Here is a 19,966-nt window from a genome sequence, read left to right as displayed (position 1 = left end):
CTCTCACAGTTCTCTCTGGAGGAATCGGGAGAATGTTTGTGTTAGCGTGCGAGTGAAAATTTAAATCGAAAAGCGTCATAAAACACTGTTGGTTATCATCGGATGGTGCCCATTGTAGGTTATGCAGTGGGTGATTTAAGCTATGATTAAAAGCTGTTTTCCGTTGTTATTTACCCTGACTGTTTTACAAGTTCGCGTGATGATCATGCATCAATCTTGTGGAATGGATAGCTTAAGGCGTCAGTTTTGCCGCTGGCGAGAGGTTCTTGCGATTTTGTTAAATTTTTTGGGAATTGTCAGCTGCAGAATTCGGATCCGCGAGATGGGAGACACTAAATAGTTCAGTATTTGTTCAAAGATGGGACGAGTAACAGCGAAATCCCGTGTGCAACATTCGGGGTAATTTACCCAAGATTAGCCTAATCAAAATTGCCGTGTGGCGGCAAAATCAGCTAATTGCAGTAAAGATTGCTTGTAAGCCGTATCTGGCAAGATGGATAGTGCCGCACATGCCGCATCTGATTCTCTTTGTGCCTGCTGCCGGGTATATTCCAGGGCACCGGTTTGTTTGATCACCTGCAATACTTCGGCAAAACCTTCGATGTTGCCTTGCTCAATGGCTAGCTTTACCGTCGCAGCTTGGCTGGTGTCACCGTGCTGCATGGCATAAATAAGCGGTAATGTGGGTTTGCCCTCAGATAGGTCGTCGCCTAAGTTTTTGCCGGTTGCTTGCTCGTCACCAGAATAATCCAGAGTATCGTCCACCAATTGGAATGCTGTTCCCAAGTGCATGCCATATTTCGCCACAGCTTCTTCGGTGGCGCTGTCAACCTGCGCCAGGATAGCGCCGAGCCGCATCGCCGCCTCGAATAGTTTGGCTGTTTTGCAATAGATCACGCGCAAATAACTGGCTGCATCCACACTCGCGTCATGACAGCTCAACAATTGCAATACTTCACCTTCTGCAATTGTGTTGGTAGCGTCAGCCAACGTTTGCATCACACGCATGTTATTTACTTCGACCATCATTTGAAAAGCGCGCGAATATAAAAAATCGCCAACCAGTACACTCGCTGCATTGCCAAATAAGGCGCTGGCAGTTGCTTGTCCACGGCGCAGCTCTGATTCATCCACCACGTCGTCGTGCAGCAACGTGGCGGTATGAATGAACTCTACCACTGCCGCCAGGCCGTGATGATATTCGCCGGTGTAACCTAATGCCTTGGCGGATAACACCACCAATGCCGGGCGCAGCCGTTTGCCGCCATTATTGATAATGTACTCGCTCATCTGATTGACCAGTGCCACATCTGAATGTAAGCGGGTACGTATAATTTTGTCCACAACGGACATATCTGAGGCAAGAGATTGTTTTATAGCTTCAAACGACACAACAAACCCCCAATGATGGCAATTAAACAAACGGTGGTAATTAACAAAAGTCCGCGATGGTATGGACTGTATTGATGCCATGTCAAGCAAACATGATTTTGCGATAGCATTCTTGCATGGAATCACGTGCCAGAATTTACTATGGAAAATTCATTGCGAACTCCATTTGATGATGTTTATACCAGCCGAAAATGAGACTTGAGGTATAGATCTGCTGTTCCCAACTATCCCTGTCTGCCCATCCTGCGATACTGTACAGCCTCAGCGATGTGAGAAGCAAGAATGTTCTCGTTGCCTGCCAGATCGGCAACAGTGCGCGCCACTTTGAGTACGCGGTGATAAGCTCGTGCAGATAAATTCAGGCGGCTGATGGCTTGCTGCAACAGTGCGGCACCTTGTGCATCGGGCGCACAGAGAACGTCAATCTCGCTTACCGTGAGTTGTGCATTCGGCTTGTTCTGGCGGGTTAATGCACGTTGCCGCGCTACGTTCACACGCGCTTGAATATCACTATTTGTTTCACCATCAGCCTGTTTAAGCAAGGTTTCCTGTGGCACTGCGGGAACTTCGATCTGAATGTCTATGCGATCTAACAGCGGACCAGAAATTTTGCCGCGATAGCGTGCAATTTGATCGGGTGTGCAACGGCACTTGCCGTTGTAATGGCCAAGATAGCCGCACGGGCAAGGGTTCATTGCAGCAAGTAACTGAAATTGCGCGCGGAAATCGGCGCGGCGCGCAGCGCGAGAGATGGTGATGCGTCCACTCTCCAGCGGCTCGCGCAGCACTTCTAGTACATGGCGTTCAAATTCCGGCAATTCATCAAGAAACAGTACGCCGTGCATTGCGATAGAGATTTCACCGGGACGCGGATTGCTGCCGCCGCCGACCATAGCTACTGCTGATGCAGTGTGATGCGGTGATCGGTAAGGTCTTATTTTCCAGCGGCTTACATCAAACATGCCGCCTAACGATTGCATGGCTGCGCTTTCCAATGCTTCAGCTTCAGTCATTTGCGGCAGGATGCCGGGGAAACGCGCCGCCAGCATCGATTTGCCGGTGCCGGGCGGGCCGCTCATCAGCACGCTATGACCGCCAGCGGCGGCAATCTCCAGCGCGCGCTTGGCCTGCCCTTGACCCTTGACTTCGCGCATTTCCGGATAGTCCGGCATAACAGGTTGTGCACTGGCGACTTGACGGGTGAGTGAAGCGCGACCAGATAAATGTGCTGCCACCTGCAACAAAGATTGCGCTGGATATACTGCTGCATCTTCTACCAGCGCCGCTTCGACAGCATTTATTTCAGGAAGGATAAATGCCCGTCCGTTGGACGCTGCGTGATAGGTCATTGCAAGCGCACCACGTATCGGTCGTAGCTCCCCGGTAAGCGCCAGTTCACCGGCGAACTCATATTCGGCAAGGCGGTTTGAGGGAATCTGTCCAGATGCGGCGAGAATGCCTAGCGCGATGGGTAAGTCAAAACGTCCGCTTTCCTTGGGTAGGTCCGCAGGTGCGAGATTAACCGTGATGCGGCGGCTGGGAAATTCAAACTGGCAAGTCAGCAAAGCCGCACGGACGCGGTCCTTGCTTTCTTTCACTTCGGTCTCAGGCAGGCCGACAATGGTAAAACTGGGCAGGCCATTGGCGAGATGCACTTCGACAGTGACCAGCGCGGCATCCATGCCGGAGAGGGCGCGGCTATATAAAACCGCGAGGCTCATTTATTGAGGGGTTGCTTGTGCTTCTTTTGGGGTTGCTTGTGCTTCAAGGGCGGCGACCCGTGCTTCCAGTGCCGTCAATTTTTCAATTGTGTGTGATAACAGCTGGGTTTGCACATCGAATTCTTCGCGTGTCACCAGATCCAGCTTGGTAAAACCTTGCGCCAGCAAGGCGCGGGCATTCTTCTCAACATCTCTTGCCGGGCTGTTAGCCACCGCTTTGCTTAATTTGTCGGAAATTTCATCAAAGAATTTTGCATTGAACATCGTGTATCTCCATACCTACGCATTAGGCATATAGTGTAGCAAACTTTGCTTGGGTTGTAGTTGAGTCTGATAGCGCAAGTACAAACAATGCCGCATGAAATGGTATGCCGCTTCAGCTAGTTACTTTGTTTATAACAACCAATTGTTTAATTGTGACAAAGTCAGGTAGCATGAAATTTGTTTGCGGTCATCGCACTAGCCGTTGCAGACAGAGCACAGTCTGAATGATAAAGCAGCTCCCCACTTGTACAGGCGATGAGTAAATTAGAGAAACTGCCAACGCTCATTCGCGCGCTGATCAGCCCGGCCTGCTATGACCACGCAGTTGAAAAAGTGCAGTTGATCGAAACGCATATTTCCTGGGTGTTACTCACGGGAGAGTATGCTTACAAGCTTAAAAAGCCGCTGAATCTGGGATTTTTAAATTTTAGCACGCTGGAGCAACGGCAGCAGGCTTGTGCCGAAGAGGTGCGTTTGAATCGTCGGCTGGCAGCAGACATTTATATTGGCGTGGTTGCCATCACCGGCAGCTTGGATAAACCGCGTATCGGAGGCCAAGGCGAGATCATCGAATATGCCGTGAAAATGCGCCAGTTTCCTTTCGGTGCAACCCTTGATTCTATTGATGAACGCGGTAAACTGGCCACTGTGCAAATAGACCAACTTGCCGCACGGCTGGCGCATTTCCACCTTGCTGAATGTGCCCGCGCATCCGCGGATAGTCTGTGGGGTGAGCCAGGTACGATAGCACAATCAGTCGTAGAAAATTTTCAACACTTGACCGGTCTATTGGAGGGTACGGCGGAAAGCCAGCGTTTGGCGGATTTGCAATGCTGGAGTGTTGCCGAACACGGCCGACTTACACCATTGATGCGCGAACGCAAGCGTGATGGCTGGGTCCGTGAGTGTCATGGCGATCTGCATTTGGGCAATCTGGCGTGGGTGAACGGCCAGTTACTGATTTTCGACTGTATTGAATTTAATTCAGCCTTGCGCTGGATTGATGTCATCTCTGAAGTTGCATTTTGTTTTATGGATTTGCTGCATCGCCAGCACCGTGACTTGGCCATGCGTTTTCTCAATGCCTGGTTGGAGATCAGCGGCGACTATGAGGGCATGGCGCTGTTGCGTTATTACGCCGTATACCGCGCATTGGTGCGCGCTAAAGTCGCGGCTCTGCGCGCCAAGCAGTCGGATGACGACAATGCCGGAACAAGCAGCGCCGAAGTTAGTACCTTTTTGCAACTGGCCGAAAATCTGACTCAAAATATACCGGTTCAACTCTGGATTACACACGGCCTGTCAGGTTCCGGTAAGACCACGCTCACACAGTCACTGCTGCAAGATAAAGGAATGATTCGCTTGCGTTCCGATATCGAACGCAAGCGTCTGGCCGGTTTGGATGCTCTGGCGCGCAGTAGCAGTGGAATAGGAGAGGCATTGTATTCGGAGGAAGCTAGCTTCCGTACTTATACCCACTTGGTGCGTCTAGCAGAGAGTTTGTTGTGCGCAGGCTATCCGGTAATCGTCGATGCAGCTTTCCTCGCATACTGGCAACGTGACTTGTTCAGGAAGATTGCACAACGGCGCGGTGTGTGTTTTCGTATACTGGATATACAGGTGGATCTCGCCACGTTACGCGATCGCATCAGCCACCGTGCTGCACAGGGAAAAGATGCTTCGGAGGCGAATTTGCGTGTCCTGCAACATCAGATCGAAACCGCCCAGTTGTTGGGTGCAGACGAGCTAAACGTGGTGACACGAATATCTGGAACGACTGAATCGACCGATCTAATTTAAGTTTAAATTTATATTTAACCCGTCATGCGTTCGTCGGCATGACCAACCCAGATTTTAATATCTCAGCAATAAGTGGCATCATGGTTTTCAGGCGTGCATTAACATAAGGAGGAAGAACTATGTTGTTTCGTGATCGTAACGATGCTGCAACCAAACTTGTAGAGCAACTGTCCCAATATCGCGGCCAGCATCCGCTGGTGCTGGCAATTCCGCGTGGCGCGGTACCAATGGCAAAAATTATTGCCGATGCGCTGGATGGTGAAGTGGATGTGGTGCTGGTGCGCAAGCTGCGCGCACCGGCCAACCCGGAATTTGCCATCGGCTCAGTGGATGAAACAGGTTGGGTCTATCTCACTGAATATGCTGAGCGGGTAGCGGGAAGCCAGCAATATATCGAATCCGAAAAGGCCACTCAGCTTGAGGTGATGCGCCAGCGACGCGCCAGCTACACGCCGGTGCGTCCGCCGCTTGACCCGGCGGGGCGCATAGTTATCGTTGTGGACGATGGTTTGGCTACTGGCTCCACGATGATCGCTGCACTGCATGCATTGCGTGCCAAGCATCCGCAAAAACTGATTTGCGCCGTGCCGGTGGCGCCGCCAGATACATTAGCCAAGGTGACACCTTACGCCGATAAAGTGGTGTGTTTGACTGCGCCGGAACAGTTTTATGCGGTGGGACAGTTTTATCAATCCTTCCCTCAAGTAAGTGACGAAGAAGTGATAGCGCTGCTAGGGGAAGTTACTAAATGATCACCGCGCAGAACCGCAACTGTTGAATTAGATGTGTCCATGGGCCTGATGCGTAAATTGAGGCATCTTGGCAAAAAAGCTAGTGAACCAGCTATTCCTGTTCCCAAGCTACTTACAATCTAGTCAAAATGCTACCCGCACGATTACCGAACTGACGATTAATGCCGCTGATATCGCCCGATCAGTTCAGCATGTGCAATAACGTGGCCTCGCATCGCCTTTTCCAGCATTGCCTTGGTTGAATTTTTCACGTCCGGCAGAATGGTATTTAAGGCATAGAGCTTATGAAAGTATCGATGGCTGCCCACCGGCGGACACGGCCCGCCATAGCCGGTGCGCGACCAGTCGTTAATTCCTTGCAAGGTTCCTGATGGGAGTTTTCTTGCCTCCACGCCCTCAGGCAAACCGTTAACATTTGGAGGGAGGTTGTACAACACCCAGTGTACCCACGTCATTTTGGGAGCAGCCGGATCGGGGGCGTCTGGGTCATCGACGATTAAGACCAAGCTTTTGGTGCCATCAGGTATATCTGTCCAGGTAAGTGCTGGTGAAATATCCTGACCATCGCATGTATGGCGAGCCGGAATGGTGCCATTGTGAGAGAAAGACGATGATGTGATGGTTAGTGACATAATAATGGTTCCTCTTTATCGCTAACGAGTGAGTCCGTTCGGCTACTTCAGCTAAGCATAGAGATGAGAAAAAGATCCCCAGCAGAATCGCAACGTGCGTCTAGCAAATGGTGTGATATTTTTTTAAAGGCATCATGTTAATGGAATAGTTTTGGCATTTTTTCCAGCAACCTTTGGCAGGCGGACGGTCATCACCCCATTCTTGTAGCTCGCCTCGGCTTTGTCTGTATCCACATTGCGCGGCAAGGGGATAGTGCGCTGGAAAGCGCCATAGGCACGTTCCATGATATGGTAGGTGCTATCGTTCCTTTCGCGTTCAAAGTGCTTCTCACCGGAGAGGTAGAGCATGTTGTTCTCGATCGTGATATGGCAGTCTTTTTTTTCCATTCCCGGAACCTCTATATGCACCAGTATCTCTTTGTCCGTTTCCTCAACTTCTCCGGCTAACAGGCTCCAACGCGGTAAGGTCGAGAGAGTGGTGCCTGTTTTCTGCTCCTCATCCTTGCTTCGGGCAAAATGAGTAAGCGCGTCGTTACCTCGACCGAGTAGCTCGCGCCAGCCTTCCGCAAGGCTCTCCCATGTACGGCCAAGCCCATGTCCAATATTTTTTCCTGCCTGTTTCAAGGAATCCAGCATGCTCACGCTCCTTTTTCTTTTCTATAACCAGTACTTGCCACATCATGACAAAAAAATTGTGGCTATACAGCCTCTATAACAACCGGTTGCCGCTACGATTCGATCGAACCGTCATCCATTCACTCTAGAACTGAATCGTTGCGTTCTTCCGAGCGCTTCGGCTCGTGAGTTTTGACATCCCCACGCGTTTTGCGCGCGTAGTCCTCAAGTTGGCGTTTAGCGGCATCAAAGGCATCGCGCAAGGCGACATAAACATCTTCGTGATGATCACGGTTAACCACAATCTCATTACCGGGCACACCAATGTCGATGCGCACATTAAATTGCTTGCCCTGATGATGATGCTTGTGCGGCGCCTCGACTACGACACGACAGGACATGATATGTTTGAAGAACTCTTCGAGTTTTTGCGCCTTGTCACGAATACGTGTTTCCAGTGCCTCTGAATGTTCAACATCGCGGATGGTGATTTGTAATGGTGTCTGCACGGTTTTCTCCCCTAAAATTAAATACAAGTCTGACTAACGACGGCTTCTTGTTTCCTTTTGTTGCTCATTTCTCACCAGCTTGGCAATCTCGAGCAATTCTTCCGATAGCAGCTCCAAGAGGTCATCCAACGTAAGGATCCCGATCAACCCTCCACTATCATTGACTATCGGCAAGCGCCGCACAGCCTTCTGGCGCATATACTGAATCGCCTCGAATATGCCCGTGCTCCCTTTCACCGTAACCAGCTCCTGCGTCATGATGTCGCCCACTGTAATGACCGTATCATCGAGTTCCGGAGCCATGATTTCCATTATCAGATCGCGGTCGGTGACGATCCCCACCGGAACCCGAATGCCGTTGCGATCTTCCACGACCAGTACATCGCCAACATGATGCTGGCGCATGAGTTTGGCTGCTTCCAGGGCAGTATCGTTACGCTCCACAACAACAACTTCCCGATTGCAAATTTCACTGACAGGCATCTTGTTCTCCATCTTGGGTTACAAATTTTCAGGACCAGGCATCTTGCTTTTTGAGGAATATTATTGATTTAATGACTGGCATCATTGTAAACAACAAACACTCCGGCGCTAAACCGCATGCAGGTCAATGATATCGCCCACCGTGATGACCATATAATCGAGTTCCGGAGCCATGATCTCCACCACGAGATCGTGGTCGGTGATGATCCCCACCGCGACCATCTCTCCGTCGCGATTTTCGATGACTTGCACATCCTTGACATGATGCTGGCGCATGAGCTTGGCCGCTTCCAGAACAGTGTCGTCCCGCTGCAACAAGACGGCTTCGCGATTGCAAATATCTTCAATAGGCATGACAGCCTCCTTGTTTACAAACACATCGGAGCCAAGTTGCATGATTTACGGGGCGCTCAGGTTAATGAGTCCAACTCACGCGCAACAGATTTTGTTCCGGGTTGTAGTGGAAATCCAGTTCGCCCTGGTAGGCATGATGCAACGCCTCACCTATGCCCCTGGCCAGATGGATGTCGGTGGTGGTCACCAATGTCGCGCCTTCTTTTTCTTCTTCAGCCATGATGCGTTGGAGCGGATGCTCCTTCCGTTCGCGTTGTTCATGGTTGTGCACCAGGTGCATGATTTCCTCGCGATGGGCGCGGAAGAACTCACCCTTCATGGTAAGGAAGCCGGCGGGATAATGGTCGTGGATGCGATGGCAGGCCGGGCATTGCAGGCTATGTGCATTTGCCGGCGCTTGCAGCCACTGCCAGCGCCCTTCATGAAATACGGCGCCACACTGCGAGCAGACGGACGGCTCCAGCGGCTTGCCCTTGGATTTGTAGGCATCGTGCACGCGTTCCTTGAAAAGACCGTCGTGCCGGGAAATTTGGCGGAAATTGGGGGGAGTGCTTTGAGTACCCATGGTAAGTAGTATCCTTTGGTAATAGTTAACAGAATTTGTCGGGTCAGTCGGTTTTCGCTACATTTCCATCCCGCCCATCTCGCCGGGCATCATTTGTTTCTTTTCAGGCAATTCCGCGATCATGGCGTCAGCGGTGAGAATAAGGCTGGCAATCGAAGCGGCATTCTGCAACGCAGAACGAGTGACCTTGGTGGGGTCGAGGATACCCATTTCAATGAGATTGCCATATTCCTCGGTGGCTGCGTTGTAACCAAAGCTATCTTTGCCCTCCAGCACCTTGGCGAGCACCACCGAAGGCTCTCCGCCGGCATTGGCAACAATCTGCCGTAACGGCTCTTCCAATGCCCGCAGCACGATCGTGATGCCCGCATCCTGTTCGTCATTGCCGCCCTTCAGTGTGCTGAGTGCCGCTCTGGCCCGCAGCAACGCCACACCGCCGCCTGGCAGGATTCCCTCTTCGACTGCAGCACGGGTTGCATGCATCGCGTCTTCAATTCGGGTTTTCTTCTCCTTCATCCCTGTTTCGGTCGCAGCGCCAACCTTGATTACCGCGACACCGCCAGCGAGCTTGGCTGCGCGCTCCTGCAGTTTTTCCTTGTCGTAATTGCTGGTGGATTTTTCGGCTTCATCATGGATTTGCTTGATGCGGTTCTGGATCTTTTCGGCATCGCCTGCACCGCTGATAAGCGTGGTATTGTCCTTGCCGACTTCGACGCGTTTGGCCTTGCCGAGATCTTCCAGTGTGACCTTCTCCAGGGTAAGGCCGACTTCCTCGGCGATCACCGTGCCGCCGGTGAGAATGGCAATATCTTCCAGCATGGCACGGCGCCGATCACCAAAGCCTGGGGTCTTGACGGCAACAGCTTTCAAAGTGCCGCGGAGGTTATTGATCACCAAGGTCGCCAGCGCCTCTCCTTCAACATCCTCGGCGATAATGAGCAGCGAGCGACCAGCCTGGGCGATTTGTTCCAGCAACGGCAGCAAATCGTGGATGTTGCTGATCTTCTTGTCATACAAGAGGATGCATGGTTCATCCAGCGCGACGATCTGCTTGTCGGGATTGTTGATGAAATAGGGAGACAGGTAGCCACGGTCAAACTGCATCCCTTCCACTATCTCCAACTCGTTTTGCAGACTCTTGCCATCTTCAATTGTGATCACGCCTTCCTTGCCTACCTTGTCCATGGCTTGAGCAATGATCTCGCCAACAGAAGTGTCGGCATTGGCGGAAATAGCGCCGACCTGAGCAATTTCTTTACTGGTCGTACAGGGCTTAGAAACCTTTTTGAGTTCTTCGATGGTGGCGGCAACCGCCATATCAATGCCGCGCTTCAAATCCATCGGGTTCATTCCGGCTGCGACAAACTTCATCCCTTCGCGGACGATCGCCTGTGCCAGTACCGTAGCGGTAGTAGTGCCATCTCCCGCCACGTCGGATGTTTTGCTGGCGACTTCCTTCACCATCTGCGCACCCATATTCTCGAACTTGTCTTCAAGCTCGATTTCTTTTGCCACGATGACACCGGAGTTAGCCACAAGAGGCGGGCCAAAGGCACGCTCCAGAATGACGTTGCGGCCTCTGGGGCCGAGGGTCATCTTGACCGCATCCGCTAAAATGTTCACGCCTTCGACAATTTTGACACGGGCGGCATTGTGAAACAGGATTTGCTTTGCCGACATGAAAACCTCCAGATAGGGTGCAGCCCGGGGTCAGACTTCTATCACTGCCACGGCTATGTTGTTTTTATTGCATGGAGAACGGTTTTTCTCTCATGATTTTATGGTTTGGCTGACGCATCCACCGGGCAGTGCCGTGCCGGGAAGACCAGTACTTCATGAATCGAGCCTTTACACACAGGGTAAAGGCTCGATTATGATTTCTCTCTTTAAAAAAAAAGACTGGCCAGGTTATTTAATTTCGAGCTGCTTGGCAGTTTTTCCGTTTTTCTTCGGCAATGTCAATTCCAGCACGCCGTTTTCAAATTTGGCCTGGGCTTTGCTCTCGTCCACATCGCTGCCCAGAGTAAAGCTCCGATAGCTTGATCCTTGATAGCGCTCGCGGCAAATGACCCTTTCGCCTTCCTTTTCCTCTTTTTCCTGCTTGGTCTCGGCACTGATGGAAACACGATTGCCATCCACTTGCACCTTGACGTCCTCTTTCTTCATTCCGGGGATTTCCGCGCGCACAGTATAGGTCGTGTCATTTTCGGTTAAATCAATCTTGATCAGGGAAGGGGTCTCCGTTTCCATGGAAAACGGACGCATCCCGAACCCTTTGAACAATTCGTCAATATTTGTGAATGGATCGAAGCGAGCGATATTGCTTAACAGGGGAGAACGCGGAATGATATTCAACATGATATTTCTCCATTAAAGTGATTTAAATTTCTTTTAAATACTGCAGTTACACTTCATCGCTGACAGTCTTGCAGACTTGCTCACTTTGTCACATAAAGCAATTCGGACAAGTCCAATCGCCAAGAATTAAACATTCCGATGATATGCTACATAATAAAAGTAACACTAAAATCGGTCGGTGCGGTATCGAACATATCTAAATATTTTGGATAGTTGCTTATAGTAAGCTTCGCTTATCGGATAATGAAAAGAGGCACAGCATGCGTGCAATGGTTCTGGAAGCACCCGGATCGCCCCTGCAACAAGTCGAGTTGCCGCAGCCTGAATGCGGCGCTGATGAAGTTCTGCTAAAAGTGAGCGCCTGCGGCGTATGCCGTACTGACCTGCACATACAGGACGGTGAACTTTCCGGGCCGAAGCTGCCACTGATACCCGGTCATGAGATCGTCGGCGTCGTTGCATCCAAGGGTGAGCGGGTCGAGCGGTTTGCCATCGGGCAAAGGTTGGGCGTGCCGTGGCTGGGCCACACTTGCGGGCATTGCCGCTATTGCAGCAGCGGGCGCGAAAATTTGTGCGATAACGCGCGTTTCACTGGGTACACGCTGAATGGAGGTTATGCGGAATACGCCGTGGCTGACCAGCGCTATTGCTTTATTTTGCCGGAAGGTTATACCGATGCTGAAGCTGCCCCTCTGCTTTGCGCGGGGTTGATCGGGTATCGCGCACTGGTTGCCACCGGCGATGCGGAGCGGATCGGCATTTATGGTTTCGGCGCCGCGGCCCACATAATTGTCCAGCTGGCCCGTTGGCAAGGGCGTACGGTCTTTGCTTTCACCAAGCCGGGCGACTTGGCCGGGCAGCGCTTCGCCAAAGAGCTTGGCGCAACATGGGCAGGTGATTCCACAGCAGCGCCACCCGATGAAATGGATGCCGCCATCCTGTTCGCACCCGTCGGCGCACTGGTACCGGAGGCGCTTCGTCACACCGCCAAAGGCGGGACTGTTGTTTGTGCCGGCATTCACATGAGCGATGTGCCCGGATTCCCCTATTCCATCCTGTGGGGGGAGCGCACTATTCGATCCATTGCCAATCTCACTCGCCGCGATGGCGAGGAATTCCTTAATATCGCCCCAAAGGCTGGCATCAGGACAGCGGTCGAAACCTTCCGATTAGAGCAGGCCAACGAGGCCCTTGATCGACTTCGAAATGGCAGCATACGCGGCGCAGCCGTGCTGGTCATGGCATAGAGAAACCTGAAGCCGTGCAGCAGGGTGCGCCGGATTCGGCATACTGATTTAAAGATACGTGCTTCACTGGATACAAGCCGCATCTATCCGCTCACCAAGAAAATCGCCCAACACCTTGATCCATGATTCACGCATAAAAATGAAACCGTCGTTATGGCCGCCGGCGAGTTCGAGAAACTGCTTGGGTGGATTGGCCGCAGCAAAGAGCGCATGCCCGTGCTCGAATGGAACGATTTCATCTTCCGGGCTGTGGGCGATCAGCACCGGCGCGGTAACAGTCCGCAGATATTCCCGCGTATCGTAATGGATACGCGCCAGCCATCGTACCGGGAGATATGGATAGATGTGATGCGCAAGATCGGGCACGGAAGTGAAGCCGGAAGCGATCACCAATGCACCCGGCTTTTGGTGGGCGGCCAACTGCGCGGCAACGGCACCGCCCATTGATTCTCCGAACAACACGATGCGGCATGAAGGGATGTGCCGTTGTTCGGCCAGGTGGCGCCATGCGGCCTCGGCATCAAGATAGGTGCCCTGCTCGGTGGGCGTGCCGCCGCTGTTCCCGTAACCGCGATAATCGAAGATCAGCGTGCTATAGCCCAGACGATGAAACATCCGCACTGAATCGAGCCGGTGGGAAATGTTTCCTGCGTTGCCATGCAAAAATAGCACTGTGCCACGCGGCTGCGCGGCAGGGACATACCAGCCGTGTAAACTGATGCCATCGGAAGTTTTCAGATGGATATCTTCGTATGGCAAACCAACCTGAGCAGGAGTGGCAGTCATCTCGCGTCCGGTTCCCGGATAGAAGACCAACTGCGACTGAAAAGAATATAGTGCCAGCGCGAGTCCACCATAGGCCGCTGCCAGAATACCCAGAACGTGCCACATCAGGCGCACCCGGCTCCCTGTTTGAGCTTCATTTTTGTGTTGACGATTTTATGGTAAATCAATCTCAACAACGGTCCATAACATTGTTCCGAGTTTCCCATCTGGCATCCTCCATAGAACCAGCCATTAATAACGAGCGTTCAACTTGCCGCCAATTGCGCGCAGCCTTGGCAATATACACATATACTTCTTGCTGTTTGCTGAACGTATTCTAAAGCTTGCGGAACATGACTGCTAAACTTCAAACGCCAATGCGCTCAAAGCCTGTGTGCTTCTCTGCCGGAGTGGTTGTCGTCCGCCGGGAAAGCACCGGCTGGCGCCTGCTGATGCTGCGTTCATACCAACACTGGGACTTTCCAAAAGGCATGGTGGAGCCGGGCGAAGCGCTGCTGGATGCGGCCATCCGGGAAACGGCGGAGGAAACCTCCATCACTGACCTCGCCTTCCGTTGGGGTGAGCACTATTGCGAGACCGAACCTTATGGCCGCGGCAAAGTGGCGCGCTACTACCTGGCCGAAACTGCCACCAAGACCATAGTCTTGCCGGTATCGCCGCAGATCGGGCGGCCGGAGCACGACGAATGGCGCTGGGTGAGCTTCGGGGAAGCGGCACACTTGCTGCCGCCGCGCCTGCAGCCTGTCCTGGTCTGGGCGCGGAAGCTGTTGGAGACCTGAATACGACCTGCCTTTCATCCTTTTCTCGTCAACCTTCCGGTGCGCATTGCGCCGCAGGAAAAGTGGAGGAGGTGGGATTACTCACAACCTACTGCCAATGAAGCAACAAATCCTGCTCCGCCAGTCTGGTCACCTGCGTGCCGAACTGACGTCCCTCCCGATTCAGCGTCGCCATCAGCCAGCGCACTCCCGCCTCCGGGGCAGCGTTTACTTGGAGACGGCGGGTCTGGGTGGGAATCATGGCGAAGCGGGTCAGTCGGCCCTCTTCCAAGGTAGGAAAATACATCAGGGCCAGGTCGCCCCGGTATTGTTCGTAACCGGTGATACCTTCGTAGTCATTCAGAAAGTCGCCGCAGCCGTAAAGAATAGGTTTGTCCCGGTAGACCTCAATGCCCTTCACGTGGTGGGAGGAGTGGCCATGCACCACGTCTACCCCGGCCGCATCGATGAGACGGTGGGCGAATGCACGCTGTTCCGTTGTGACAACGAAGCCCCAGTTGCCACCCCAGTGGATGGAGGCCACCACCAGGTCGCCAGGCCGTTTCACGGCATGCACCTGCTGGGTGATGGTCTCCAAGCTGCGGGCCGTTAGATCGGCCAGTAAGTTCACGCCGGGCCGACTCTCGCCTGCGGCCCATTCCCGGGGCACGCCACTGTCTTCCGTGCCCCAAGCAAAGACTAGCACCCGACCCTTGTCCGGTATGTTCAGTATGGCTGGCGCTGCGGCCTCGGCGGCGTCGCGGCCGGCACCGCAGGTGCCGATGCCGGCCCGGTGCAGGCTATCCAAGGTCTCAGCTAGACCTTTGTAGCCCCAGTCCATAACGTGGTTGTTGGCGAGCACGCAGCAGTCGATGCCGGCTGCGGTAAGGCAGGGAAGATTGGCAGGGTGCATGCGGTAATGGATGCCTTTGTTGGGCCAGGCATCCTCGCTGGCGGTCACCGCGGTCTCCAGATTAATGATGCGCAAATCCGGCGCCGCACGCTGGAAAGCGCCCAGGGCGTCGCCCCAGATATAGGCAAAATCCACCGGGTGCCGGATGCGGCCATTCACCTTTTCGGCGAGTTCCACGTAGCCCAGTGCCGAACGCATGTAGGATTCAAAGAGATGGGGCTTTCCGGGGTGAGGCAGTATCTGGTCGACGCCCCGGCCGGTCATGACGTCACCGCACAGAAACAGAGTGATGCGGCGCGAGGGTTTTTCCGTGTGCATGACTCGATGCTCCTTAACGTGTGAGCCTAGGGCAAAGCCAGGCTGTGTTCCAAGAAGACCGGCCAGAAATGATTTTCCCGTGCAAGCCAGGAAGCGCCGCCGGTCCATCATCCACCCTGTCCCAGAGCGGCAGGCTTACCCGTCATTGCTGTCACTCCCGATCCGCTCTGTTACTCTTCCAGATCGACAGCAGCAGCCATACGCCGCCGACCACCGCACCGAGGTAACCGATCGTGCCAAAGAAGGGTAGCCCCAGCAAGCTGGGGCCGCCTGGCACGGTCATGACGATGGAAGAACCGATGATGAGCGAAGCGACGACGATGCCGACCACCAGCCGGTTGGCGGCGGTGTCGAGCTGATTGCCGACACGCTTCAAGTGCGTAACATCAATGTGGATTTCCAGCCGACCGCGCCGGGCGGCACGCAGTAGCTGGGAGAGGTCGTGGGGCAAGTCGGCGACAAGTGCCAGAGCCTCACTGGTTGCCCGCCAGCCGCGTTTGATGAGTGCGGCTGGCGTATATCGTGCACGCAGCGCCTGCTCCAGCAAGGGCATCGCCTCGCCAGCCATGTCAAAATCTGGGTCGAGCTCGCGACCCATGCCCTCGAGCGAGATGAAGGCTTTGACCAGCAGCGCCAGATCGGCCGGCAGTGATAACTGGTGCTGGCGAAGGATGGCCACCAAGTTGGAGAGCATGGCGCCCAACTTTAGCTGCTTCAACGCCACCCCGTGGTATTGATCGACGAAGGTCTGGATTTCCAGTATCAGACCATTCTCATCCACCGCGCCGTCGCCCGTCCAGTCGAGCAGCACATCGGCGACGCGCGCAGGTTCATGTTCGACCAATCCCAGCAGAAGGCGGATCAATTGGTCGCGGCGCTCCTCGGTGAGCCTTCCAACCATACCAAAGTCGATAAAGGCGATGCGGTTGCCAGGGAGATAAAACACGTTACCGGGGTGCGGGTCGGCGTGGAAAAAGCCGTCTTCAACGATCATTTTCAACACCGCGTGCGCCCCGCGTCGAGCGAGTATCCTGCGGTCGAGGCCAGCCTGATCGACGGCGGAAAGCTTGCGGCCGGGAATGCCGTCGATGAATTCCTGCACGCACACCCGCTCGCCGGTCCACTGCCAATGGACGCGGGGGATGATGATGATTGGGAGCGCCGGAGGCAATTCAGGCGCCGCTTCGGGTATGGCGACCTCGGCGGACTTGTCTTTGTCGGCATAACCGGCAAAATTCTCCGCGATGCGCTGGGCATTGCGGCATTCGCTGGCGAAATCGAGTTCGCGCCGCAACGACTGGACAAACTGGCGCACCACTTCCTGCGGGTGAAAACTGCGCAGTTCCGGGCTTTCCTTTTCGGCTAGTTCCGCCAATCGCATGAGCCAGCGCAGGTCGGCCTCAATGATCGGCCGAATGCCAGGTCGGCGCACCTTTACCACTACTTCGCTGCCGTCTTCGAGGCGGGCGCGATGCACCTGCGCAATGGAAGCGGCCGCCAGCGGCTCGGGATCAAAGGCGGAAAATATTTCCTCGGGAGGAGCACCCAAGTCTTCGGTCAGCTGCTGGCGTATTTCGGCATAGGGTGCAGCAGGCGCGCTGTCCTGCAATTTGGCGAATTCGGCGATCCATTCCGGTTCGAACAGGTCCACGCGAGTGGCCAGCATCTGGCCAAGCTTGACGAAAGCTGGCCCCATTTCCTCCAGTGCCCGTCGTACCCGCGCGGGTGAGGGCAGGTGGGCGAACTCTTCAGCGTTGTTCCAGTGCAATGCCCGCCCGGCGCGCTCCAGCGCATTGGCCAGTCCCATTCGGCGCACCATGTCGCCAAAACCATAGCGGACCAGGATCGAGGCGATGTCATACAGGCGGCCGAGGTCGCGCACTGCTGTCAGCGCCTGCCACAGCATCAGTCTTCCTTGCTTTGGGTATGGCCGGGTTTGATGCGATCTGCCAAGCCGATAAGCACGCCGGCAGTAATTTTACGCAACAGGTCGGAAGTGGCTTGTGCCAGATGCAACCCGGTCACAACCTGGAGACGTCCCGCCGCGCCAAGCTGGTGCGTAATGACGGCCAGGGTTTCCTTCAACTGCGCCCCCACGGCGGAACCATAGGTGCGGGCGTGCGCAGCCAGGTCGTACAGGATTTCTCCCGCAACATCCTTGGCACCCGAGGTCGAGCTTTGCAGGGTTTCCAGGAACATCGCTTCCAGGCTTTCCAGATCGGTACGCGCGCGGGCGAGGTCCTCACTGGAAAATGATTGCGCCCGGCCCGCCGCTTCTTCCAACGCTAGTTTAGAGGCTTCAGCAAACTGCGCTAGCGCCGCATCCAGCCCGGATACGGCCTGTTTCAGGCGTTCACGTGTAATTTCGTTTTGTGCCGCCGACTGGTGCATTTCCTTTTGCGCGCCTGCCCGCGCACCGTTCAGTACGGCACTCGCAATCTGCCGCAAGGATTCGATATCGAGCGATCGCGCGCTGATCGTGTGCAAGGTGAGCTTCCGCACCATTTCTTGTACATCGTGACCCTGCTCGACCGCACTACGCACTTCAGCTTCGAGCAAGGCTGTGTCATTACCGCCGCCAATATTGTTGCCTGTTGCATTTTGCATGATGGTGATCCTCCTGAAGTGGTGACTTGAACAACTAGATGTCCTGGCAGTGCCTCGTATTGAAAATTAGCCCCGCCGGGGTGGGCCGCGATGAGCATAGCCTTATGTGCGATGCCAGCGTGGGAACGCGTCGCCACAGGAAATCTGTCGCATTAGCATTGCCCATGTTAAAAATTCTACTACGGATTTGATCTTGGCTATGCCATAACCATGCGCCATCGTTATGTATGGCGCAAGTGTCAAGTTCGCTGGTCTTGAAGGTCCATTACAATATTCAGCTTACTTTCGTTCCTTAAGCAAGTCACGAATTTCTGTAAGGAGCACTTCTTCATTTGAAATTTTTGGCTGTTCTGCCGGTTTCTCTTCCGATTGCCTCTTTAATGAATTTATGCCTTTTATAGCCACAAATATTGCAAAGGCAATAATCGTAAAATCAATCATTGTCTGGATGAACTTCCCGTAGCTGATCACAACAGCTGGTGCTTCTCCCCTGGCTTCCTGAACGGTGAACGCCAAGTTGGAAAAATCAACCCCGCCTAAGAGGACTCCAATTGGAGGCATAATTATATCGCCAACAAAAGACGAGACAATTTTACCAAACGCAGCTCCAATAATAATGCCTACGGCCATGTCGATAACATTACCCTTGACGGCAAACTCCTTAAATTCTTTCATCATACCCATAGCATTTCTCCTTCATATAAGGGCACCTCTAAAAATCCAATTTTCGTCACAATACGGTGTTACTTGAAAAAAATTATCGCTTATATATCAACTATATGCCGCGCTCAAATTTTTTACTCGTGCCTTGTCTTGCTTAGAAACTTGAATTTTTAGAGGCGCCCATAAGGTGATTAAATATATTGAAATTATGATTTAGAGCTCAATTTTCATTAGTTTTACCAAGGACACCTCCGTTTCTTGGATCAAGTTTCCTCTAAACATGCCTTCAAACCCATTTGGTTGATGGGTTCTAAAGTTTGAATTTAATATCCGATGAAGGCGGTCTGGCACAACGAAGGGAAATCCGTAGCTCTTCCAAACTTATTGTGTCTACAATTTTTTATTGGAACATATTCAATTCTTAAGAGCTCTGTCTGTTTGGTACCGTACATTGCAATGCAATAAACAAAGGAAGAGCCTGCTGTTTTATAAAAATGCGTCTGATTGCAGAAATTGAGGTCGGCACTATTGCAGTGTCTGCTTTGAAAGTTACCTGGTTGTGTCATTCGCATTTTGCGAGCCGCCACTTTGCCGCTTGTCTGCTTGCACCGCTTCCTTGGCAAGTTTGGTGCGAATTTCCTCGAGTTTTCCATGGAAGTTATCTGCCTCACCATAGTTCAGAAAACGTTCATAGCGCGAATGCGCACTGAGGATTTTGCGTGCATGCTTGATCGGGCAAAAATATTCTTCGGTGCGTGCCGTAATTTCACGTGCATAGGCGAGCAACCCGACAGCATATGAGCAATACATGCAGTGCATTTTTTCAATGATATTCAGGTATGCCAAGTGTTGATGATCCAATACAAAATAGTCTGCGCGCCTTACTCTGGATATTCTGTAGACAGGAAAACAGGTTAACTGATAGAGGCTGATGCATAAGTCGAAAAAGAGTAGAGGGATAGCCAATCAGTAAATGATGGGCATGGTGAGATAGTTTTGTGGGCGGACAGTCAGAAACCAGCGCAGTACGCCTAGTTTGGCAAGCTGGTGTACATCCTTGATTTCTCGCTCGAATATGACGCGTTTGCCTTCGAGTTGATAACGCAGGCGACCACTCTGTTCTTCGATAGCCGTACTTAGTTCATTTTCGAGAGCGGTTATCTGGTCGCAAATCTTGCGAATCTTGTTGTTGCTCATGGCGACCCTTTCTGGCATGTGCGGACGAAATG

General features: G+C 53.1%; 22 protein-coding genes. 4 read left to right on the top strand and 18 right to left on the bottom strand.

Annotated elements, in window-relative coordinates:
• Window positions 1–423: 423 nt before the first annotated feature.
• From ispB to MJ768_RS02670, 3 genes are all read right to left on the bottom strand, one after another.
• On the bottom strand, window positions 424–1,392 hold the full coding sequence (gene ispB, locus MJ768_RS02680; RefSeq protein ID WP_239287804.1) for an octaprenyl diphosphate synthase: 969 nt from the start codon (window positions 1,390–1,392) through the stop codon (window positions 424–426).
• 224 nt (window positions 1,393–1,616) lie between these two features.
• Window positions 1,617–3,113 carry a YifB family Mg chelatase-like AAA ATPase gene (locus tag MJ768_RS02675; protein ID WP_239287803.1) on the bottom strand — a complete coding sequence of 499 codons (1,497 nt, stop codon included), beginning with the start codon at window positions 3,111–3,113 and terminating at the stop codon, window positions 1,617–1,619.
• Window positions 3,114–3,377, bottom strand: coding sequence for an accessory factor UbiK family protein (locus tag MJ768_RS02670; protein WP_239287802.1), 264 nt, complete (start codon window positions 3,375–3,377; stop codon window positions 3,114–3,116).
• A gap of 255 nt (window positions 3,378–3,632) precedes the next feature.
• Between MJ768_RS02670 and MJ768_RS02665 the strand changes: the two genes are divergently transcribed.
• Complete coding sequence (locus MJ768_RS02665) at window positions 3,633–5,177, top strand: bifunctional aminoglycoside phosphotransferase/ATP-binding protein (RefSeq protein ID WP_239287801.1); 1,545 nt, start codon at window positions 3,633–3,635, stop codon at window positions 5,175–5,177.
• 119 nt (window positions 5,178–5,296) lie between these two features.
• Window positions 5,297–5,929: a phosphoribosyltransferase gene (locus MJ768_RS02660; RefSeq protein ID WP_239287800.1), complete on the top strand. Its 633-nt coding sequence runs from the start codon at window positions 5,297–5,299 to the stop codon at window positions 5,927–5,929.
• 158 nt (window positions 5,930–6,087) lie between these two features.
• On the opposite strand, the gene MJ768_RS02655 is transcribed toward MJ768_RS02660, so the two are convergent.
• From MJ768_RS02655 to MJ768_RS02620, 8 genes are all read right to left on the bottom strand, one after another.
• The gene (locus tag MJ768_RS02655) at window positions 6,088–6,561 is read right to left on the bottom strand and encodes a YbhB/YbcL family Raf kinase inhibitor-like protein (protein ID WP_239287799.1); all 474 of its coding nucleotides are present in this window, start codon (window positions 6,559–6,561) and stop codon (window positions 6,088–6,090) included.
• Window positions 6,562–6,693: 132 nt separating this feature from the next.
• Window positions 6,694–7,197, bottom strand: a complete 504-nt coding sequence (locus tag MJ768_RS02650) for an Hsp20/alpha crystallin family protein (RefSeq protein ID WP_239287798.1) — start codon at window positions 7,195–7,197, stop codon at window positions 6,694–6,696.
• A gap of 119 nt (window positions 7,198–7,316) precedes the next feature.
• Entirely contained in the window at window positions 7,317–7,685 is a 369-nt protein-coding gene (gene hpf, locus MJ768_RS02645) for a ribosome hibernation-promoting factor, HPF/YfiA family (RefSeq protein ID WP_239287797.1), read from the bottom strand.
• 33 nt (window positions 7,686–7,718) lie between these two features.
• Window positions 7,719–8,168 carry a CBS domain-containing protein gene (locus MJ768_RS02640; RefSeq protein WP_239287795.1) on the bottom strand — a complete coding sequence of 150 codons (450 nt, stop codon included), beginning with the start codon at window positions 8,166–8,168 and terminating at the stop codon, window positions 7,719–7,721.
• 108 nt (window positions 8,169–8,276) lie between these two features.
• Window positions 8,277–8,522: a CBS domain-containing protein gene (locus MJ768_RS02635; RefSeq protein ID WP_239287794.1), complete on the bottom strand. Its 246-nt coding sequence runs from the start codon at window positions 8,520–8,522 to the stop codon at window positions 8,277–8,279.
• Window positions 8,523–8,583: 61 nt separating this feature from the next.
• Window positions 8,584–9,087 (bottom strand): BCAM0308 family protein, encoded by a 504-nt coding sequence (locus MJ768_RS02630; protein WP_239287793.1) that lies wholly within the window; start codon window positions 9,085–9,087, stop codon window positions 8,584–8,586.
• Between the two features lie 57 nt (window positions 9,088–9,144).
• Entirely contained in the window at window positions 9,145–10,767 is a 1,623-nt protein-coding gene (gene groL / locus MJ768_RS02625) for a chaperonin GroEL (protein ID WP_239287792.1), read from the bottom strand.
• Window positions 10,768–10,995: 228 nt separating this feature from the next.
• Window positions 10,996–11,445, bottom strand: coding sequence for an Hsp20/alpha crystallin family protein (locus MJ768_RS02620; RefSeq protein ID WP_239287791.1), 450 nt, complete (start codon window positions 11,443–11,445; stop codon window positions 10,996–10,998).
• A gap of 260 nt (window positions 11,446–11,705) precedes the next feature.
• Here MJ768_RS02620 and MJ768_RS02615 point away from each other — a divergent pair, with 260 nt between their 5' ends.
• Window positions 11,706–12,692: a zinc-dependent alcohol dehydrogenase family protein gene (locus tag MJ768_RS02615; RefSeq protein ID WP_239287790.1), complete on the top strand. Its 987-nt coding sequence runs from the start codon at window positions 11,706–11,708 to the stop codon at window positions 12,690–12,692.
• Between the two features lie 63 nt (window positions 12,693–12,755).
• On the opposite strand, the gene MJ768_RS02610 is transcribed toward MJ768_RS02615, so the two are convergent.
• Window positions 12,756–13,583: an alpha/beta hydrolase gene (locus MJ768_RS02610; RefSeq protein WP_239287789.1), complete on the bottom strand. Its 828-nt coding sequence runs from the start codon at window positions 13,581–13,583 to the stop codon at window positions 12,756–12,758.
• Window positions 13,584–13,810: 227 nt separating this feature from the next.
• Here MJ768_RS02610 and MJ768_RS02605 point away from each other — a divergent pair, with 227 nt between their 5' ends.
• Window positions 13,811–14,257: an NUDIX domain-containing protein gene (locus MJ768_RS02605; RefSeq protein ID WP_239287788.1), complete on the top strand. Its 447-nt coding sequence runs from the start codon at window positions 13,811–13,813 to the stop codon at window positions 14,255–14,257.
• Between the two features lie 88 nt (window positions 14,258–14,345).
• On the opposite strand, the gene MJ768_RS02600 is transcribed toward MJ768_RS02605, so the two are convergent.
• The 6 genes from MJ768_RS02600 to MJ768_RS02575 form a co-directional block, all read right to left on the bottom strand.
• Window positions 14,346–15,467 carry a CapA family protein gene (locus MJ768_RS02600; protein WP_239287787.1) on the bottom strand — a complete coding sequence of 374 codons (1,122 nt, stop codon included), beginning with the start codon at window positions 15,465–15,467 and terminating at the stop codon, window positions 14,346–14,348.
• A 151-nt stretch (window positions 15,468–15,618) separates the two neighbouring features.
• On the bottom strand, window positions 15,619–17,373 hold the full coding sequence (locus MJ768_RS02595; RefSeq protein ID WP_239287786.1) for an ABC1 kinase family protein: 1,755 nt from the start codon (window positions 17,371–17,373) through the stop codon (window positions 15,619–15,621).
• Window positions 17,373–18,074, bottom strand: a complete 702-nt coding sequence (locus MJ768_RS02590) for a DUF6781 family protein (RefSeq protein ID WP_239287784.1) — start codon at window positions 18,072–18,074, stop codon at window positions 17,373–17,375. The genes MJ768_RS02595 and MJ768_RS02590 overlap by 1 nt, the downstream gene beginning before the upstream one ends.
• A 279-nt stretch (window positions 18,075–18,353) precedes the next feature.
• Entirely contained in the window at window positions 18,354–18,758 is a 405-nt protein-coding gene (gene mscL / locus MJ768_RS02585; RefSeq protein ID WP_239287782.1) for a large-conductance mechanosensitive channel protein MscL, read from the bottom strand.
• A 528-nt stretch (window positions 18,759–19,286) separates the two neighbouring features.
• On the bottom strand, window positions 19,287–19,583 hold the full coding sequence (locus MJ768_RS02580; RefSeq protein ID WP_239287780.1) for a hypothetical protein: 297 nt from the start codon (window positions 19,581–19,583) through the stop codon (window positions 19,287–19,289).
• Between the two features lie 120 nt (window positions 19,584–19,703).
• Complete coding sequence (locus tag MJ768_RS02575) at window positions 19,704–19,952, bottom strand: hypothetical protein (protein WP_239287778.1); 249 nt, start codon at window positions 19,950–19,952, stop codon at window positions 19,704–19,706.
• Window positions 19,953–19,966 lie beyond the last annotated feature (14 nt).

It is taken from the genome of Candidatus Nitrotoga sp. 1052 (genome assembly GCF_927312905.1).
GTDB lineage: Bacteria > Pseudomonadota > Gammaproteobacteria > Burkholderiales > Gallionellaceae > Nitrotoga.
Note: the sequence above shows the minus strand (reverse complement) of the source record. Positions and strands in the feature narration are given on the sequence as shown.